The sequence below is a fragment of the Rhizobium sp. 1399 genome, assembly GCF_031455475.1.
GTDB lineage: Bacteria > Pseudomonadota > Alphaproteobacteria > Rhizobiales > Rhizobiaceae > Rhizobium.
On the sequence record NZ_JAVDSU010000010.1, the window covers coordinates 55,382 to 69,650 of the forward strand.

Here is a 14,269-nt window from a genome sequence, read left to right on the forward strand (position 1 = left end):
CTATCGCCGGACTCGCGTCCGTCGTGGGAGGTGAAGCATTCGTGGGTACGGGTCTCGTCCGTTATGCGGAACCGTAATTGATATACGCTCCGTATGTGGATATATTGGGGGATACGCCGCGTATGTCAATACGCATACGGTGCGTATGTTAACTTGGAGATGACGATGGCCGCAAAAAACCGGGCGCAGATGATGGAGGAGACGAGGGCGAAGCTCATTCAGGCCGCCCGGAAAGCCTTCGCGGTCAAAGGTTATGCGGCGGCGTCCATGGACGATCTGACTGCCGATGTCGGCCTGACACGGGGCGCTCTCTATCATAATTTCGGGGACAAGAAGGGGCTGTTGCAGGCCGTCATCGACCAGATCGACGGCGAGATGGTGGAGCGGCTGCGCATGGAGCGCGATCGTGCGGAGACGAGCTGGCTCGGGCTATTGGCGGAATATACAGCCTATATCGAGATGTCGCTGGAGCCGGAGATCCAGCGCATTATGATGCTCGACGGGCCGGCGGTGCTGGGCGATCCCTCGCAATGGCCAAGCCAGAATGCTTGCCTTCGTACGACGACCCAGACCATCCAGGCGCTGATCGATGAAGGTACTGTCAGATCCGTCGATGCGGAAGCCGCCGCCCGGCTGCTCAATGGAGCGTCGCTCAGCGCGGCGCTCTGGGTTGCCGCGGAGGATGATCCTCATGCTGTTCTGGCAAAGGTCGTCGATGCGTTCCGACGTCTGGCAAGCGGTCTTTTGAAAACTGACAACTGACGAGGGCGGCCACTTGAGCCGCCACTCGTTCAAGCGGAATTAGTCCTGCTGCGGGTCGGTCTTGCCGCCCTGCAGGATTTCCATGGCCGCTCGTTCCAATATCCCGGAAATCCTGGCAGCTTCGCTTGCCGACCAGGGATGGCGCATGCGTAGCGCCGAGCGCAGCAACTGGCGTGCGGCATGGACATTGCTGTGGTCGCGGCCGAAATCGTCGTCCTCTTGATCACGACGGCGGTGGCCGCGGCCACCACCACCATTTCCGCCGTGGGGCTGGTCAGGGTCGAACATACGATTGACGAAGGCCATGCCTTCGGCAATGCGCTCCAGCTTGGCAAGCGTCTCGTCGATCGCGGCGCGGTTATCTTCCACCTTCTGGCGGCCGGCCTCGGTGATCTTGTAGAGCTTTTTTGCGCCGTCGTTTTCGACTTCCGCCAGGCCGGTTTCTTCCAGATAGGTCAGCGCCGGATAGATGACGCCCGGGCTCGGCACGTAGAAGCCGCCGGAGCGCTCTTCCAGCGTCTTAATCAGTTCATAGCCGTGGCTGGGACGTTCTTCCAGAAGCGCCAGCAGGATCGTCTGCAATTCGCCTGCGGAAAACCTGCGGCCCATTCCCATGCGCATCGCCTCACCGACGAAACCACCTCGAAAACCTCTCATGACATGCTCCTTTATATCTGATGTATCGCTCACTATGTCGTAAAACATATATCGTAAGATATGTCGTTCAAGAGGTGAGCGCGAAAAATCTATTCGCGAAATTGAAGCACCCATCAGAATTACTCACTTGTGACACCTATGTTGCAGCGCGATAAACGGGCCATGTTGGCTCCAAATAACGACCGGCCGGTCAATCTCCTCACCACAGCGCTTGCAGGCGCCGTCGCCATGGCGGCGGCCATGGGCTTCGGGCGCTTTTCCTTCACGCCGATCCTGCCCGGCATGATGGTCGGGGTGCCGCTTTCGGCCGCCGATGCGGGCTTCATCGCTTCCGCCAATTTCGTCGGTTATCTCGTCGGCGCCGTTCTTGCCGCCTATGGCTGGGCGGCGGGGCGCGAGCGGCTGGTGGCGCTTCTTTCCTTGCTTGCGACTGCAATCCTGCTGGCCGCCATGGCGGCGACGGATTCAGTCTTGCTCTTTGCCATCATCCGCTTCCTGGCGGGCGTGGCGAGCGCCTTCACGCTGGTCTTCAGTTCGGCAATCGTGCTGAGTCACGGCGCTGCTGCAGGCAATGATCACGTTCAGGCGACGCATTTTGGCGGGCCGGGGGCGGGGATTGCGATTTCATCCGTCATGGTGCTTGCGCTCGGCTACGTTTTTGACGATGCGGCCGGCGGCTGGCGCGCAGACTGGATCGGTGGAGCGCTTTTCTGCCTGGTCAGCCTCGGCATCGTCTGGGCGTTGCTGCCGAAGGCGCCGGTGCACAACGGGCAGGTGAAGGAGCCGGCGCTGACCTGGAGCCGGCCGATGGTGCTGCTGACGCTGTCCTATGGTCTGTTCGGCTTCGGCTATGTCATTACCGCCACGTTCCTCGTCGCCATCGCCCGCGCGAGCGCGTCCGGGCCGATCGTCGAGTTCCTCTGCTGGTTCATAGCGGGGCTGATGGCGACGGTCGCGCTGTTCATCTGGAAGCCGTTCGTGCGCTTGCTCGGTCTTGGCGGCGTCTATGTTGCGGCGCTCATCATCGAGGCTATCGGTGTGCTCGCAACGGTCGAACTGCCGCATTCGGTGGCACCATTGATCGGTGGCGCGCTGTTCGGCGCCACTTTCCTTGCCATCACCGCCTATGGATTGCAGATCGGCCGCCGGCTCTCACCCGAAAGCCCGCGCCGCATCCTGGCGCTGATGACGGCGGCTTTCGGTGTCGGCCAGATTATCGGCCCAGTCGTTGCTGGATGGATCGCCGAGGCAACCGGAAATTTCGTGCTGCCGACCATTATTGCTGCCATCGTGCTGGTTTTCTGCGCACTACTTGTCATGCCTGTGATGAAGAAAATCCCTTAAGTGGTTACAAGTGCGTAACAATGGGCTGAACCCATTGCCGCTTTCTTCGAACTGCCTTAATTTCCGGGCAATCAGTGGTTCGCCACTCTTCCGTGACTCCAGTTCAGGAAAGCAAATCCTCCCGTGTTTCATTCCTTCTTTCCCCAGCCAAAGGCGTTCTTTATTTCGCTCACAATTTGGACGCTGGCTGCGATTTTAGGCTGGTATTTCTTCGCCGCCGATCTTGGTGTTTCGCTTGGATTTGCGCCGGTTCCTGAAGAGCAGCAGCCGATCGATCTCTCGTTCTTCCTGCTGCCAGAAAATCTTTGGTTTTACGGCTACTTCCTGGCGAGCGCTTTGATCTTTTGCGGTGCTTGGCATCTCAAGGCGATGAGCCATCCCTGGAAGATATGGTCGATATGGGGATCGGCGCTGATCATTTTCGTGACCTATTTTAGTGTGCAGATCTCGGTCGTGATCAACAATTGGCGTCGGCCATTTGGCGATCTGCTGCAGAACGCGCTGGCGAAGAAGCCGGGTATTACCGTCGAGAACTTCTATGATCTGTTTCTGATCTTTGCACAGATCGCCTTCCTCGCCATGTTCGTATCGATCATGACCGACTTTTTCACCAGCCATTACATCTTCCGCTGGCGAACCGCGATGAACAATTTCTACATGGCGAATTGGGAAAAGCTTCGTCACATCGAAGGCGCATCGCAGCGTGTGCAGGAAGACACGATGCGTTTTTCCACGACGCTGGAAGGGCTCGGCATCAACCTGATCAATTCGGTGATGACGCTGGTCGTCTTCCTGCCGATCATGCTGGCGCTATCGCATTATGTAACGACCCTGCCGTTTCTTGGTGAAGTGCCGAACTCTCTCTTCTGGCTGGCTATCTTCTGGTCGGCCTTCGGTACGGTCCTGCTCGCTGTGGCGGGTATCAAGCTGCCTGGTCTGAACTTCAAGAACCAGCGCGTGGAAGCCGCATACCGCAAGGAACTGGTTTATGGCGAGGACCACGCCGACCGGGCGCAGCCGCCGACCGTCCAAGAACTGTTTTCAAGGGTGCGGAAAAACTATTTCACGCTCTACTTTCACTACATGTATTTTAACGTTGCCCGCTCGTTTTATCTGCAGGCAGACAATCTTTTCGTCTATTTCTTTATGGCGCCCACCCTCGTTGCCGGCGCCATCACGTACGGTATCTTCCAACAGATCGCGACCGCTTTCGGCCAGGTCAGCAATTCTTTCCAATACCTGGTGAACTCCTGGTCGACGATCATCGAGCTGCTCTCCATCCACAAGCGTCTCAAGGCCTTCGAGGCGGCAATCGACAACGAGCCGCTGCCTGATATCGACCAGCGCTACCTGGAGCGCGAGGCCGGTGTCGTCCACGTTGATGGCTGACCACAAGAATAAGGGCCACCGCTTCGGTGGCCCTTTTCTTTTGGGGATCCGACGAGGATCGTCAGTTCGAGCGCGTACAGCCCGTATTTTTCCGGTCCATATCCATCAATGCCTCCAGAATATGGTCGGCGACGGCCCTGTTGCCTTCCCTGATGGCAATATCGTAGGCCGCCAAACAATGGTCGAGCAGCGGTGTAGCCACCGGCGCTTCATCGGGAAGAGGAAAGACAATGCCGCCGTAAAGAGACGGAATGCCGTTCTTGTCGCGGAAGCATCGCCCAAATGCCATGACCTGATGGAAGGTGCCGTTGGCGCGACGTACGCGGTAGCTCTGTTGCTCTGGCTCCTGCGTCAGGATTGTATCATGGATGATCTTGGCGGCCGCCGGCTGATCCTCCGGATGGATACGGGCGACATAGGCTTCGAGTGGAAGGCCACTTGCCGTTTCCGCGGAATCAAGCCCGAACATCTCAGCGACCGCTCCGTCGCCATAGAGGAGGTTCGCAACGATATCCCAAGTGAAAAAGCCAGTTTCACAAGCGGGAAATTCGTCTTTGTCAGCCAGGCACTCCGGGTTCTCAATAAATGTCATGACGTTACCTCCCATGCTTGCTGCGCATTTGTGAGGTAATGCTTATCGAAGTGCAGGCTCGATGCAATCAATAGGTGCAGGTGGTTTTTGATATCCAACAGTTTGAGCGGTAAGTGCGCCTCACAACCCGGAGGTCTCCTGCAGCTTGCCGCGGGCCTCGATCATGGGGATCGCTTCGGAATAGCTGACGCAGGCAACATCTGATCTGTGGCAAACGTCGCTGACCAACCTGTCGAGCGCGCGCCAATAGGCGCCGCCGTTCATTTCCACGAAGTGGAAGCCGAGCTGCAGGGGAATGCGGCTACCGGTATATTGCTTGTCGAAGGCTTCCTTAAAGGCGGCATAGGCGCGCTCTTCGAAAGCGGCGCTGTCAGCTGCATCCTCCTCGCCCTTGGAGTGGCGAACGAAGAGATTGTAATCCATGCCGATGATTGGCTTTTCGCCCGGGCCTTCGGGAATGAGCGGTAGGCCGAAGCGGATGACGCCGTCTTCCTCGACGGGCATGGCCGGCCCCCTGGTGACGAGGCTTGCATCGTAGGTAAAGCCGGCCTTCTTCTCGGCTGCGATCATGTCCGCGCCGCCGCCGGTGGAAAGGTAAGGGGCGCGAAACCCCTTGATGCCGTGATCGACGAGATCCTGCCAGCCGGCTGGCTCTTCCAGGCCGACACTTTTCCAGGCGTTCCTCAGCGTGGTCTTGAAAGTCGCATATTCGGCTGACCAGTCCGCTTCGCCCCATTGCCGGCCGTCGAAATGGCCGCAGGCATGGCTGGAAATATCATGGCCCTCGAGGTGAGCGTGCCAGATATTGCCGAGGCGTTCACGGATTTCGTCGTCGCTCTGTGCGAAGCCGACATTGGATTTTCCACGTTTCTGATGAGGGGCCTGGTAAGCCTGCTTGGCTTCCTGATTCATCAGAAAGGTGCAGGAGAGGAAATAGGTGAAATGTGCGTCGTTCTTCGCCGCCATCTCGCGGCTCTTCTGCCAGAGCGCATTGTCGTGCGCGCCGTCAAAGGAAATGATGACAAGCTGTTTCGGCTTGTCGGCGGCGTCCGCAACAGCAGGAAAAATCGAGGAGAGAGCGAGGGACGCAGAAAAAATAAAACGAAACATGGGCACCGCGACAATTTGCATTGCGGTTTTCCTGTTACAGAAATGCGGCGAAGCTGCGGTCTTGCTGGCATTTTTCGCCGTCTGCCGGTAATTCATGGCTGACCGTCAAAATAGGAAAACCAGATCATCATGGCTCTGCTCGTCCTCAGCCTCATTCTCTTCCTCGGCCTGCATCTGATCCGTGTCGTCGTTCCGGGCTTCCGGCAGGCGATGATTGACAGGGTGGGCAAGCCCGCCTGGATCGCCTTCCACTCGATTGCCAGCATTCTGACGCTGATCTTCGTGGTCTATGCCTTTGGCGTCGCCCGTAGCGAGCCGATCGGCATGCTTTACAATCCACCCATGGGCATGGCGCATCTCACCGTCACTCTGATGTTGATTGCAGTGATCTGTCTCGTCGCCGGTTTCCTGCCAGCCGGTTATATCAAGACGAAGACGAAACATCCGATCGTTCTGTCGGTGAAGATCTGGGCGCTTGCTCATCTTCTGTCGAATGGCGAGGCCTATTCGGTGCTGCTCTTTGCTGCATTCCTTGCCTGGGGCGTGGTGGTGCGCATTTCGCTGAAGCGGCGCCAGCGCCGGGGCGAGATCACGCTGCCGATCTTCGTTTCGGCCAAATATGACATCTATGCCGTCATCATCGGCGTAGTCGTCTGGGCGCTGATGATCTGGCGTGTTCACGAATGGCTGATCGGTGTCGCGCCGCTACCGATGCTTGCTTCGTGACGATTCTGCGATATCCCCCTTACAACTGCTGCAAAATGGAGTAGAAGGCCCGACAATGTGCGTTTTGCATTGTATATGGGTATCCGCGGCCGGAGACGAGAATGGCATTCAACGACGATAGCTTCATTCGTGAAGTCAATGAGGAACTGCGTTCCGACCAGATGAAGGGCGCGGTGCGCCGGTTTGGCCGCTATATCATTGCCATTGCCGTTCTCATCGTGCTCGGAACCATCGGCAAGGTCGCCTACGAATATTGGGACAATACCCGTTCCTCCGGCGCCGGCGACCAGTTCCTGGCGGCGATGAAGCTTGCCGACGAGAACAAGACTGACGAGGCGCTCGCCGCTCTCGACAAGCTGGAGAAGGAAGGCCACGGCGCTTACCCGGTCCTGGCGCGCATGCGCGCCGCGACCGTCCAGTCGCAGAAGGGCGACAATGCCGGTGCGATTGCATCCTTCCAGTCCATTGCCAAGGACACGTCCGTTCCGGCTGCCGTGCAGGACGCCGCCAAGATGCGCGCCGGCTGGCTGCTGATCGAAAACGGCACCTATGAGCAGGTTTCTGCCGCCGTCGAGGAAATGGCCGTTCCGGGCAATGCCTTCCGCCACTCGGCGCGCGAGGCTCTCGGTCTTGCAGCCTACAAGGCCGGCAACATGGCGCAGGCGCGTCAGTGGTTCCAGTCGATCGTCGACGATGTGGACAGCCCGCGCGGTGTTGCCAATCGTGCCCATATGATGCTTGATCTCATCACCGCATCCGGCAAGGCGCCCGCCGCGCAGGGCTGAGCTTAAGGGAAAATAATGAGTTTTACGGTCGCCATCGTCGGACGCCCGAATGTCGGCAAGTCGACGCTTTTCAACCGGCTGGTGGGGAAGAAGCTTGCGCTTGTCGATGACACGCCGGGCGTGACCCGCGACCGCCGTCCGGGTGAAGCGCGGCTAATCGACCTGCGTTTTACAATTGTCGATACGGCAGGCCTCGAAGAGATGACGGATGAGAGCCTGCAGGGCCGCATGCGCCAGCAGACGGAAACGGCAATCGACGAGGCCGATCTATCGCTCTTCGTCGTCGATGCCAAAACCGGTCTGACGCCGGTCGATACGGCGCTCGGCGAAATGCTGCGCCGTCGCGGCAAGCCGGTTGTGCTCGTTGCCAACAAGTCTGAGGCGCGCGGTTCCGACAGCGGTTTCTACGATGCCTATTCGCTGGGGCTTGGCGAACCCGTGCCGATTTCGGCCGAACATGGGCAGGGCATGCTCGATCTGCGCGACGCCATCGTTGCTGCGCTCGGCGAGGATGTCGCTTATCCATCGAAAGACGACGTTGCCGTCACCGACGTCGATCTGCCGCAGCCGACCGGTGAAGAGGGCGAAGAAGACGAAGAGCCTGCCTATGACGACACCAAGCCGCTGCGCGTGGCAATTGTCGGCCGTCCTAATGCCGGCAAATCGACGCTGATCAATCGCTTCCTCGGCGAAGACCGGCTGCTGACGGGGCCGGAAGCCGGCATCACCCGCGATTCCATCTCCGTTGAATGGGATTGGCGCGGACGTACCATCAAGATGTTCGATACGGCCGGCATGCGCCGCAAGGCCAAGGTGATCGAGAAGCTGGAAAAGCTTTCCGTTGCCGATGGGCTGCGCGCCATCCGCTTTGCCGAGACCGTCGTCATCGTCTTCGACGCGACGATCCCCTTCGAGAAGCAGGATCTGCATATCGTCGATCTCGTGCTGCGCGAAGGCCGCGCGGCCGTGCTTGCTTTCAACAAGTGGGATATGATCGAGGATCGCCAGGCCGTGCTTGCTGACCTGCGCGAAAAGACCGACCGGCTGCTGCCGCAGGCGCGCGGCATCCGCGCCGTGCCGATCTCTGGCCAGACAGGCTGGGGGCTCGACAAGCTCATGCAGTCGATCATCGATACGGACCGTGTCTGGAACAAGCGCATCTCCACCGCCAAGCTCAATCGCTGGCTGGAGCAGCAGCAGGTCCAGCATCCGCCACCGGCCGTTTCCGGTCGCCGCATCAAGCTCAAATATATGACGCAGGTAAAGGCGCGCCCGCCGGCCTTCATGGTGTCCTGTACCCGTTCCGATGCCCTGCCTGAATCCTATACACGCTATCTGATCAACGGGTTGCGGGCGGATTTCGATATGCCGAGCGTACCGATCCGGATCCACTACCGGTCGCCGGACAATCCGTTTGAGGGCAAGAAGAGGCGGACTTAGTCCGCTTCTGTCGCTTGCTGATATAGCGGAGCAGTCAATGCTCGGCGTAGGCTTGAGCAAAGGAAGATGGTGCAGGGCGTACTGGGTACAGTCTGCCGATCTGCTGTGTCGTGCCATCTGCAAAGCTGATCGCAAAAGAGCGTATCGACCGTGTATCGACTGTGATCTTGTCAGTAGAGCCGGCGAGAGTGATCGTTGTCTTATCGCCAGATACCGAGATGATGGTATTGGCGGCCGCGAGACCCGGACCAAGCGCTATGGTGTTGTTTTCACCCCGAAGCTTGATGCTATCCTCACCATCCCCTGCAGAAAAACGGATGGTTGAATCCGCTGTCGCAGTAATGGTGTCATTGCCCTTGCCGCCTTCGATCGTGCTTTCGTAGTCGCTACTAATGATATCGTTGCCCGAGCCGCCTTTGGCCGAGCTTTTGTCCCCTGTCTCGATCCTGTCGTCGCCCGTACCGCCATCCACAGCGCTGTAATATTTAGTGGTGATGATGTCGTTACCTGCGCCGCCGCTGATAAGTCGCTCATAGATCGTCGCATTGCTGCCGGCGATTATGATATCGTCGCCGTCGCCACCATCGGCGCTGGTATCATTGCCGACAGTTAGCACGTCGTTGCCTTTCCCTCCGCGCATAGGGCTGTCGGCCACGCCGTAGTCGGGGCCGCTAACGAGGATATCGTCACCGTCGCCGCCATCAATCGTGGTTTCTGTGTCGCCAAGAATTATGTCCCTGCCGGCCCCGCCCTTAACGACGCTGTTGTGCCCCGCATGTATGGAGTCGTCGCCCGCACCACCGTTGACCGTGCTCCGCGAACCCGAGCGAATCTTATCGCTGTTGTTGCTGCCGTTGATCGTTGAACCATCTTCGCCGGCGGACGTGTTTCCGCTGCCAAAGAGCGTCTCGCTGATCGTTTTGAGGGCGTTCGCCAATGCTTCATCATTGACCGTATAAGATGCAAGAATACGTCGCGCCGTGTCTTGAGCTGCGTCTTCATATCCCGGCTGACGCGAGTCACGCAAAATGGTGAGAGCTGAGAGGTTAAGGGGAGGGATGGTCGTCATTGAACGGTTTCCTTTCAGCCCGGCCATCACATTGATGTCGGGACTAGGCGAGCGTTTGGCTTCATGCCCAGAAAGGTAACCAACTGTTAACAATTTCGACCTGAAATTGCAACTTCTATATGCAATGAAAAATTGTTCTTTTATGTGGTGCTCTTATTCAGCGCTTCCCGCAGAGCGATGATTTCCGCCTGCAGCCGTGCAAGTTGATCCGTGTCGCGGCCGCTTGCGTCGATGATGCAACCCGGCACGGTCTCAGCTCTTTCCTTCAGACGCTTGCCTTCCTCCGTCAGGCGAAGCACGACGACGCGCTCGTCCTGCCTGCTGCGTTCGCGGCGGATGTAGCCTGCCGTTTCCAAGCGTTTGAGGAGAGGGGTCAGCGTGCTCGATTCCAGGAAGAGCTTTTCGCCGAGGCCGCCGACTGTCTGGCCGTCTCCTTCCCAAAGGGAAACCATCGCCAGATATTGCGGATAGGTGAGACCGAGTTCGTCCAGCAGAGGCTTGTAGACGCGGTTAAAGGCGTGGCTTGCGGTATAGACGGCAAAGCAGATGAAACTGTCGAGTTTCAGTTGGTTCGACATGGCACGATCTCCAAAACCGCCGGATATTATATCGCGCGATAAATAATCGTAGCCGCTTTTAATGCATGGCAGCTATGTAATAATTTATATCGTGCGATAATTAGTCGTGTGCGATATAAATGTCGTGTTCAGGACGAACGCAACAAACCCGAAGAGGACACGACCATGTCGACGATCAAGACCGCAGTTTCCGCAGCAGCAATCCTGGCAGCTTCCGCCATTGGAGCGTTTGCCGATCCGGTACTGGAACCGACAACGCAGAAATTCATCGATAGCCTGGCCGGCTCCAAGCCGATCTACACGTTCTCGCCCGCCGATGCCCGCAACATTCTCGCCGGCGCCCAGAAGGGCGACGTCAAGAAGTTGGCGGCCCAGGAAGAGGACAAGGTGATCAAGGTCGGCCCGACGGGCAGTGTCAAGCTGCGCGTCGTCCGCCCTGAGGGCGCTAAGGGCACATTGCCTGTGATTATGTATTTCCATGGCGGCGGCTGGGTATTGGGCGATGCCGATACACATGACAGGCTGGTGCGCGAAATTGCCAATGGCGCGAAAGCCGCTGTCGTCTTTGTCGACTATGATCGTTCGCCGGAAGCGCGTTACCCGATCGCCATCGAACAGGCTTATGCCGCCACCAAATATGTCGCCGATCATGCCAAGGAATTCCACGTGGATGCAAGCCGTCTTGCCGTTGCCGGCGATAGCGTCGGAGGCAATATGGCGGCTGTCGTGACGCTGCTTGCCCAGGAACGTGGCGGTCCTGCTATCGACCAGCAGGTGCTGTTCTACCCTGTCACCGACGCTAATTTCGACACTGGCTCCTACAACCAGTTCGCCAATGGCCCGTGGCTGACCAGGGAGGCCATGAAGTGGTTCTGGAACGCTTACCTGCCGGACGAAGCCAAGCGCAAGGATCCGACCGCTTCGCCGCTGCAGGCCTCACTCGAGCAGCTGAACGGCCTGCCGCCGGCCCTCATCATCACCGATGAAAACGACGTGCTGCGCGATGAAGGCGAAGCCTATGGCCGCAAGCTCACTCAGGCCGGCGTGAAGGTCACATCGATCCGCTACAACGGCACGATCCACGATTTCGTGCTCTTGAATGCGATTGCCGAAACGCCGGCCGTGCGTGGCGCCATCTCCGTCGCCAACGATACGCTGCGCGCCGCCCTTCACAAGTAAGGGTCAATCAGCTGAAGAGAGAGGCCCGGCGGTATCGCCGGGCTTTCTGCTTCTTGGAAGGGATTTGGTGGCATATTGCCACGCCTTCTTCCATTTCGGCGTGATGACGCCGTTGGCGGCGCGGATATTGTTGATGAATTGCAGCGTTGCTGCTTCCCAGGAATATTGCAGGGCAAGCTCGCGTGCCTTCTCCCGCGAGCTGGAGAGGGCAGCAATGCAGGCAGCCTGCAGGTTCTCGTCCAGCGCGCCGACAAGGCTTTCTTCGCCGATGATATCCAGCGGGCCGGTAACGGGATAGGCCGCGACCGGGACGCCTGATGCAAGCGCCTCCAGAATGGTGTTGCCGAACGTATCCGTCAGCGACGGGAAGACGAAGACATCGGCCTGCGCATAGGCATTTGCCAGTTCTTCGCCGAATTTCACGCCGGTGAAATGCACATCCGGATAGCGTTCTTCGAGTTCGGCGCGTGCGGGGCCGTCGCCGACCACCACTTTCGAGCCTGGCAGATCGAGATCCAGAAAGGCCGGCAGGTTCTTTTCCAATGCCACGCGGCCGACTGTCATGAAAATCGGCCGGGGAAGGCCAAAGGGCTTTTCCTCCTGCGGCATCGGATGAAATTGCGTGGCATCGATGCCGCGGCTCCAGGGCATCAGGTTCTTGAGCCCCTTGGCAGCCAGTTCGCGGGCAAGGCTGGGCGTCGCCACCATGCAGCCGGCGCCGCCATTATGGAACCAGCGCACGAAGGCGTAGAGCCAGCTCTCGGGGATCGGCAGCCGAGCCGACACATATTCCGGAAAGCGGGTGTGGTAGCTGGTGGAAAAGGGCATGCGCTTGCGGATGCACCACCGCCGCGCCGACAGGCCGAGCGGGCCTTCCGTCGCGATGTGGACGTAGGAAGGATTGTGCTTTTCGATCTCGCGGGCGACGCGGCGGTACCAGGCGATCGACAGGCGGATCTCAGGGTAGGTGGGGCAGGGGATGCTGGCGAAACGCTCGGGCGTCACCATCGAGACTTCGACGCCCATCCTGGCCAGTTCGCGATTGGTGTTTTCGATCGAGCGGACGACGCCATTGACCTGCGGATGCCAGGCATCGGTGACGATCACAAGCCGCTCCGGCACGGCCCCAGCGGCTGCGGCACTAGCCCAGCTTTCGCCGCTATATGAATTTGACGGACGTTGCAGCATGTTTCCATTTCCATCAGCGTCGCTTAGTTTTGGCAACGCACAACCCCTGGCGGGGTTTCCGGAATGGCGATTCCCGCATTCTTATTTTGGCGGAAGTGCATGATGAAAATATTACAGCCCTGTACGAGTATTTACAGGAACTTGCGGCAGCCGGGGCCAGCAATTATGTCGGCGATGAATGGCCGAAAGGCGTTTGCGCCTTGAAAAGGAACGGCGCCGACGGGAAGTCGGCGCCGTAGTAAAACTTAGGCTGCAGCCGAAGCGAAACCGGAAGTCGGGACTTCCGAGATGGTCTTCAGAACCTGCGAAGCGATCTGGTAGGGGTCGCCCTGGGAGTTCGGGCGGCGATCTTCGAGGTAGCCCTTGTAGTCGTTCTTGACGAAGGAATGCGGAACACGGATCGAGGCGCCACGGTCAGCAACGCCGTAGGAGAACTTGTTCCACGGAGCCGTCTCATGCTTGCCGGTCAGACGCTTGTCGTTGTCGGGGCCGTAAACGTTGATGTGGTCCATCAGGTTCTTGTCGAACTGCGCCATCAGCGCTTCGAAATAGGCCTTGCCGCCGACTTCGCGCATGAACTTGGTCGAGAAGTTGCAATGCATGCCCGAACCGTTCCAGTCGGTGTCGCCGAGCGGCTTGCAGTGATACTCGATGTCGATGCCGTATTTTTCGGTCAGGCGCTGCAGGAGGTAGCGCGCCATCCAGATCTGGTCGGCGGCCTTCTTGGAGCCCTTGCCGAAAATCTGGAATTCCCACTGGCCCTTGGCCACTTCGGCGTTGATGCCTTCGTGGTTGATGCCGGCAGCGAGGCAGAGGTCGAGGTGCTCTTCAACGATTTCGCGGGCAACCGAACCGACATTCGAGTAGCCGACGCCGGTGTAGTAAGGACCCTGCGGAGCCGGGTAGCCGCTCTCCGGGAAGCCGAGCGGACGGCCGTTTTCGTAGAAGAAATATTCCTGCTCGAAGCCGAACCAGGCATCTTCGTCGTCGAGGATGGTCGCACGAGCGTTGCTTGCATGCGGTGTCACGCCATCCGGCATCATGACTTCGCACATGACGAGCACACCGTTGGTGCGGGCCGGATCGGGATAGATGGCAACCGGCTTCAGCACGCAGTCAGAGCTGCGGCCTTCAGCCTGCATCGTCGACGAACCATCGAAGCCCCAGAGCGGGAGCTGTTCGAGCGTCGGGAAACTATCGAATTCCTTGATCTGCGTCTTGCCACGCAGGTTCGGTACCGGGGTGTACCCATCGAGCCAAATATACTCGAGCTTATACTTTGTCATCGCGACTCTCTCTGCTGCGAACTTGAGCAAATCCTGAGGCAGTAGACGCAAGGGTGCGCTCTCCCGCCAGGGGATGCCTCTTGTGAAGCACGTAGCGTGCCAGATCGGGCGGTCGACATAAAAAATTTACGAATCATCCCGCGATCGCAATTTCGGAGCGGACG

14 protein-coding genes are annotated in these 14,269 nt (G+C 58.7%); 7 read left to right on the forward strand and 7 right to left on the reverse strand.

Annotated features, from left to right (window positions below; genetic code table 11):
• Positions 1-165: 165 nt before the first annotated feature.
• The gene (locus tag J2X71_RS26550) at positions 166-762 is read left to right on the forward strand and encodes a TetR/AcrR family transcriptional regulator (RefSeq protein WP_310386805.1); all 597 of its coding nucleotides are present in this window, start codon (positions 166-168) and stop codon (positions 760-762) included.
• A 39-nt stretch (positions 763-801) separates the two neighbouring features.
• Here the strand turns inward: J2X71_RS26550 and J2X71_RS26555 are convergent, their stop codons facing one another.
• Entirely contained in the window at positions 802-1,419 is a 618-nt protein-coding gene (locus J2X71_RS26555) for a PadR family transcriptional regulator (protein ID WP_310386806.1), read from the reverse strand.
• Positions 1,420-1,557: 138 nt separating this feature from the next.
• Here J2X71_RS26555 and J2X71_RS26560 point away from each other — a divergent pair, with 138 nt between their 5' ends.
• Together J2X71_RS26560 and sbmA are read left to right on the forward strand one after the other, a co-directional pair.
• The gene (locus tag J2X71_RS26560; protein ID WP_405049759.1) at positions 1,558-2,763 is read left to right on the forward strand and encodes a YbfB/YjiJ family MFS transporter; all 1,206 of its coding nucleotides are present in this window, start codon (positions 1,558-1,560) and stop codon (positions 2,761-2,763) included.
• Positions 2,764-2,886: 123 nt separating this feature from the next.
• Entirely contained in the window at positions 2,887-4,152 is a 1,266-nt protein-coding gene (gene sbmA / locus J2X71_RS26565; RefSeq protein WP_310386810.1) for a peptide antibiotic transporter SbmA, read from the forward strand.
• A gap of 61 nt (positions 4,153-4,213) precedes the next feature.
• On the opposite strand, the gene J2X71_RS26570 is transcribed toward sbmA, so the two are convergent.
• Together J2X71_RS26570 and J2X71_RS26575 are read right to left on the reverse strand one after the other, a co-directional pair.
• Positions 4,214-4,744 (reverse strand): PAS domain-containing protein, encoded by a 531-nt coding sequence (locus J2X71_RS26570; protein ID WP_310386811.1) that lies wholly within the window; start codon positions 4,742-4,744, stop codon positions 4,214-4,216.
• A gap of 120 nt (positions 4,745-4,864) precedes the next feature.
• Entirely contained in the window at positions 4,865-5,854 is a 990-nt protein-coding gene (locus J2X71_RS26575) for a polysaccharide deacetylase (RefSeq protein ID WP_310387131.1), read from the reverse strand.
• A gap of 129 nt (positions 5,855-5,983) precedes the next feature.
• Here J2X71_RS26575 and J2X71_RS26580 point away from each other — a divergent pair, with 129 nt between their 5' ends.
• The 3 genes from J2X71_RS26580 to der all read left to right on the forward strand — a co-directional run bounded on the left by J2X71_RS26580 (position 5,984) and on the right by der (position 8,805).
• Entirely contained in the window at positions 5,984-6,580 is a 597-nt protein-coding gene (locus J2X71_RS26580; RefSeq protein ID WP_310386813.1) for an NnrU family protein, read from the forward strand.
• A gap of 101 nt (positions 6,581-6,681) precedes the next feature.
• The gene (locus J2X71_RS26585; protein ID WP_310386815.1) at positions 6,682-7,365 is read left to right on the forward strand and encodes a tetratricopeptide repeat protein; all 684 of its coding nucleotides are present in this window, start codon (positions 6,682-6,684) and stop codon (positions 7,363-7,365) included.
• Between the two features lie 15 nt (positions 7,366-7,380).
• The gene (gene der, locus J2X71_RS26590; protein ID WP_310386816.1) at positions 7,381-8,805 is read left to right on the forward strand and encodes a ribosome biogenesis GTPase Der; all 1,425 of its coding nucleotides are present in this window, start codon (positions 7,381-7,383) and stop codon (positions 8,803-8,805) included.
• 34 nt (positions 8,806-8,839) lie between these two features.
• On the opposite strand, the gene J2X71_RS26595 is transcribed toward der, so the two are convergent.
• Both J2X71_RS26595 and J2X71_RS26600 read right to left on the reverse strand, forming a co-directional pair.
• The gene (locus J2X71_RS26595; RefSeq protein WP_310386818.1) at positions 8,840-9,874 is read right to left on the reverse strand and encodes a hypothetical protein; all 1,035 of its coding nucleotides are present in this window, start codon (positions 9,872-9,874) and stop codon (positions 8,840-8,842) included.
• 140 nt (positions 9,875-10,014) lie between these two features.
• The gene (locus J2X71_RS26600) at positions 10,015-10,452 is read right to left on the reverse strand and encodes a MarR family transcriptional regulator (protein WP_310386820.1); all 438 of its coding nucleotides are present in this window, start codon (positions 10,450-10,452) and stop codon (positions 10,015-10,017) included.
• Positions 10,453-10,617: 165 nt separating this feature from the next.
• Here J2X71_RS26600 and J2X71_RS26605 point away from each other — a divergent pair, with 165 nt between their 5' ends.
• Entirely contained in the window at positions 10,618-11,631 is a 1,014-nt protein-coding gene (locus tag J2X71_RS26605) for an alpha/beta hydrolase (RefSeq protein WP_310386822.1), read from the forward strand.
• A 3-nt stretch (positions 11,632-11,634) separates the two neighbouring features.
• Here J2X71_RS26605 and J2X71_RS26610 read toward each other — a convergent pair whose 3' ends face one another.
• Complete coding sequence (locus J2X71_RS26610) at positions 11,635-12,819, reverse strand: glycosyltransferase family 1 protein (RefSeq protein ID WP_113321962.1); 1,185 nt, start codon at positions 12,817-12,819, stop codon at positions 11,635-11,637.
• A gap of 245 nt (positions 12,820-13,064) precedes the next feature.
• Positions 13,065-14,105 (reverse strand): glutamine synthetase beta-grasp domain-containing protein, encoded by a 1,041-nt coding sequence (locus J2X71_RS26615; RefSeq protein ID WP_113322021.1) that lies wholly within the window; start codon positions 14,103-14,105, stop codon positions 13,065-13,067.
• Between the last annotated feature and the right edge of the window lie 164 nt (positions 14,106-14,269).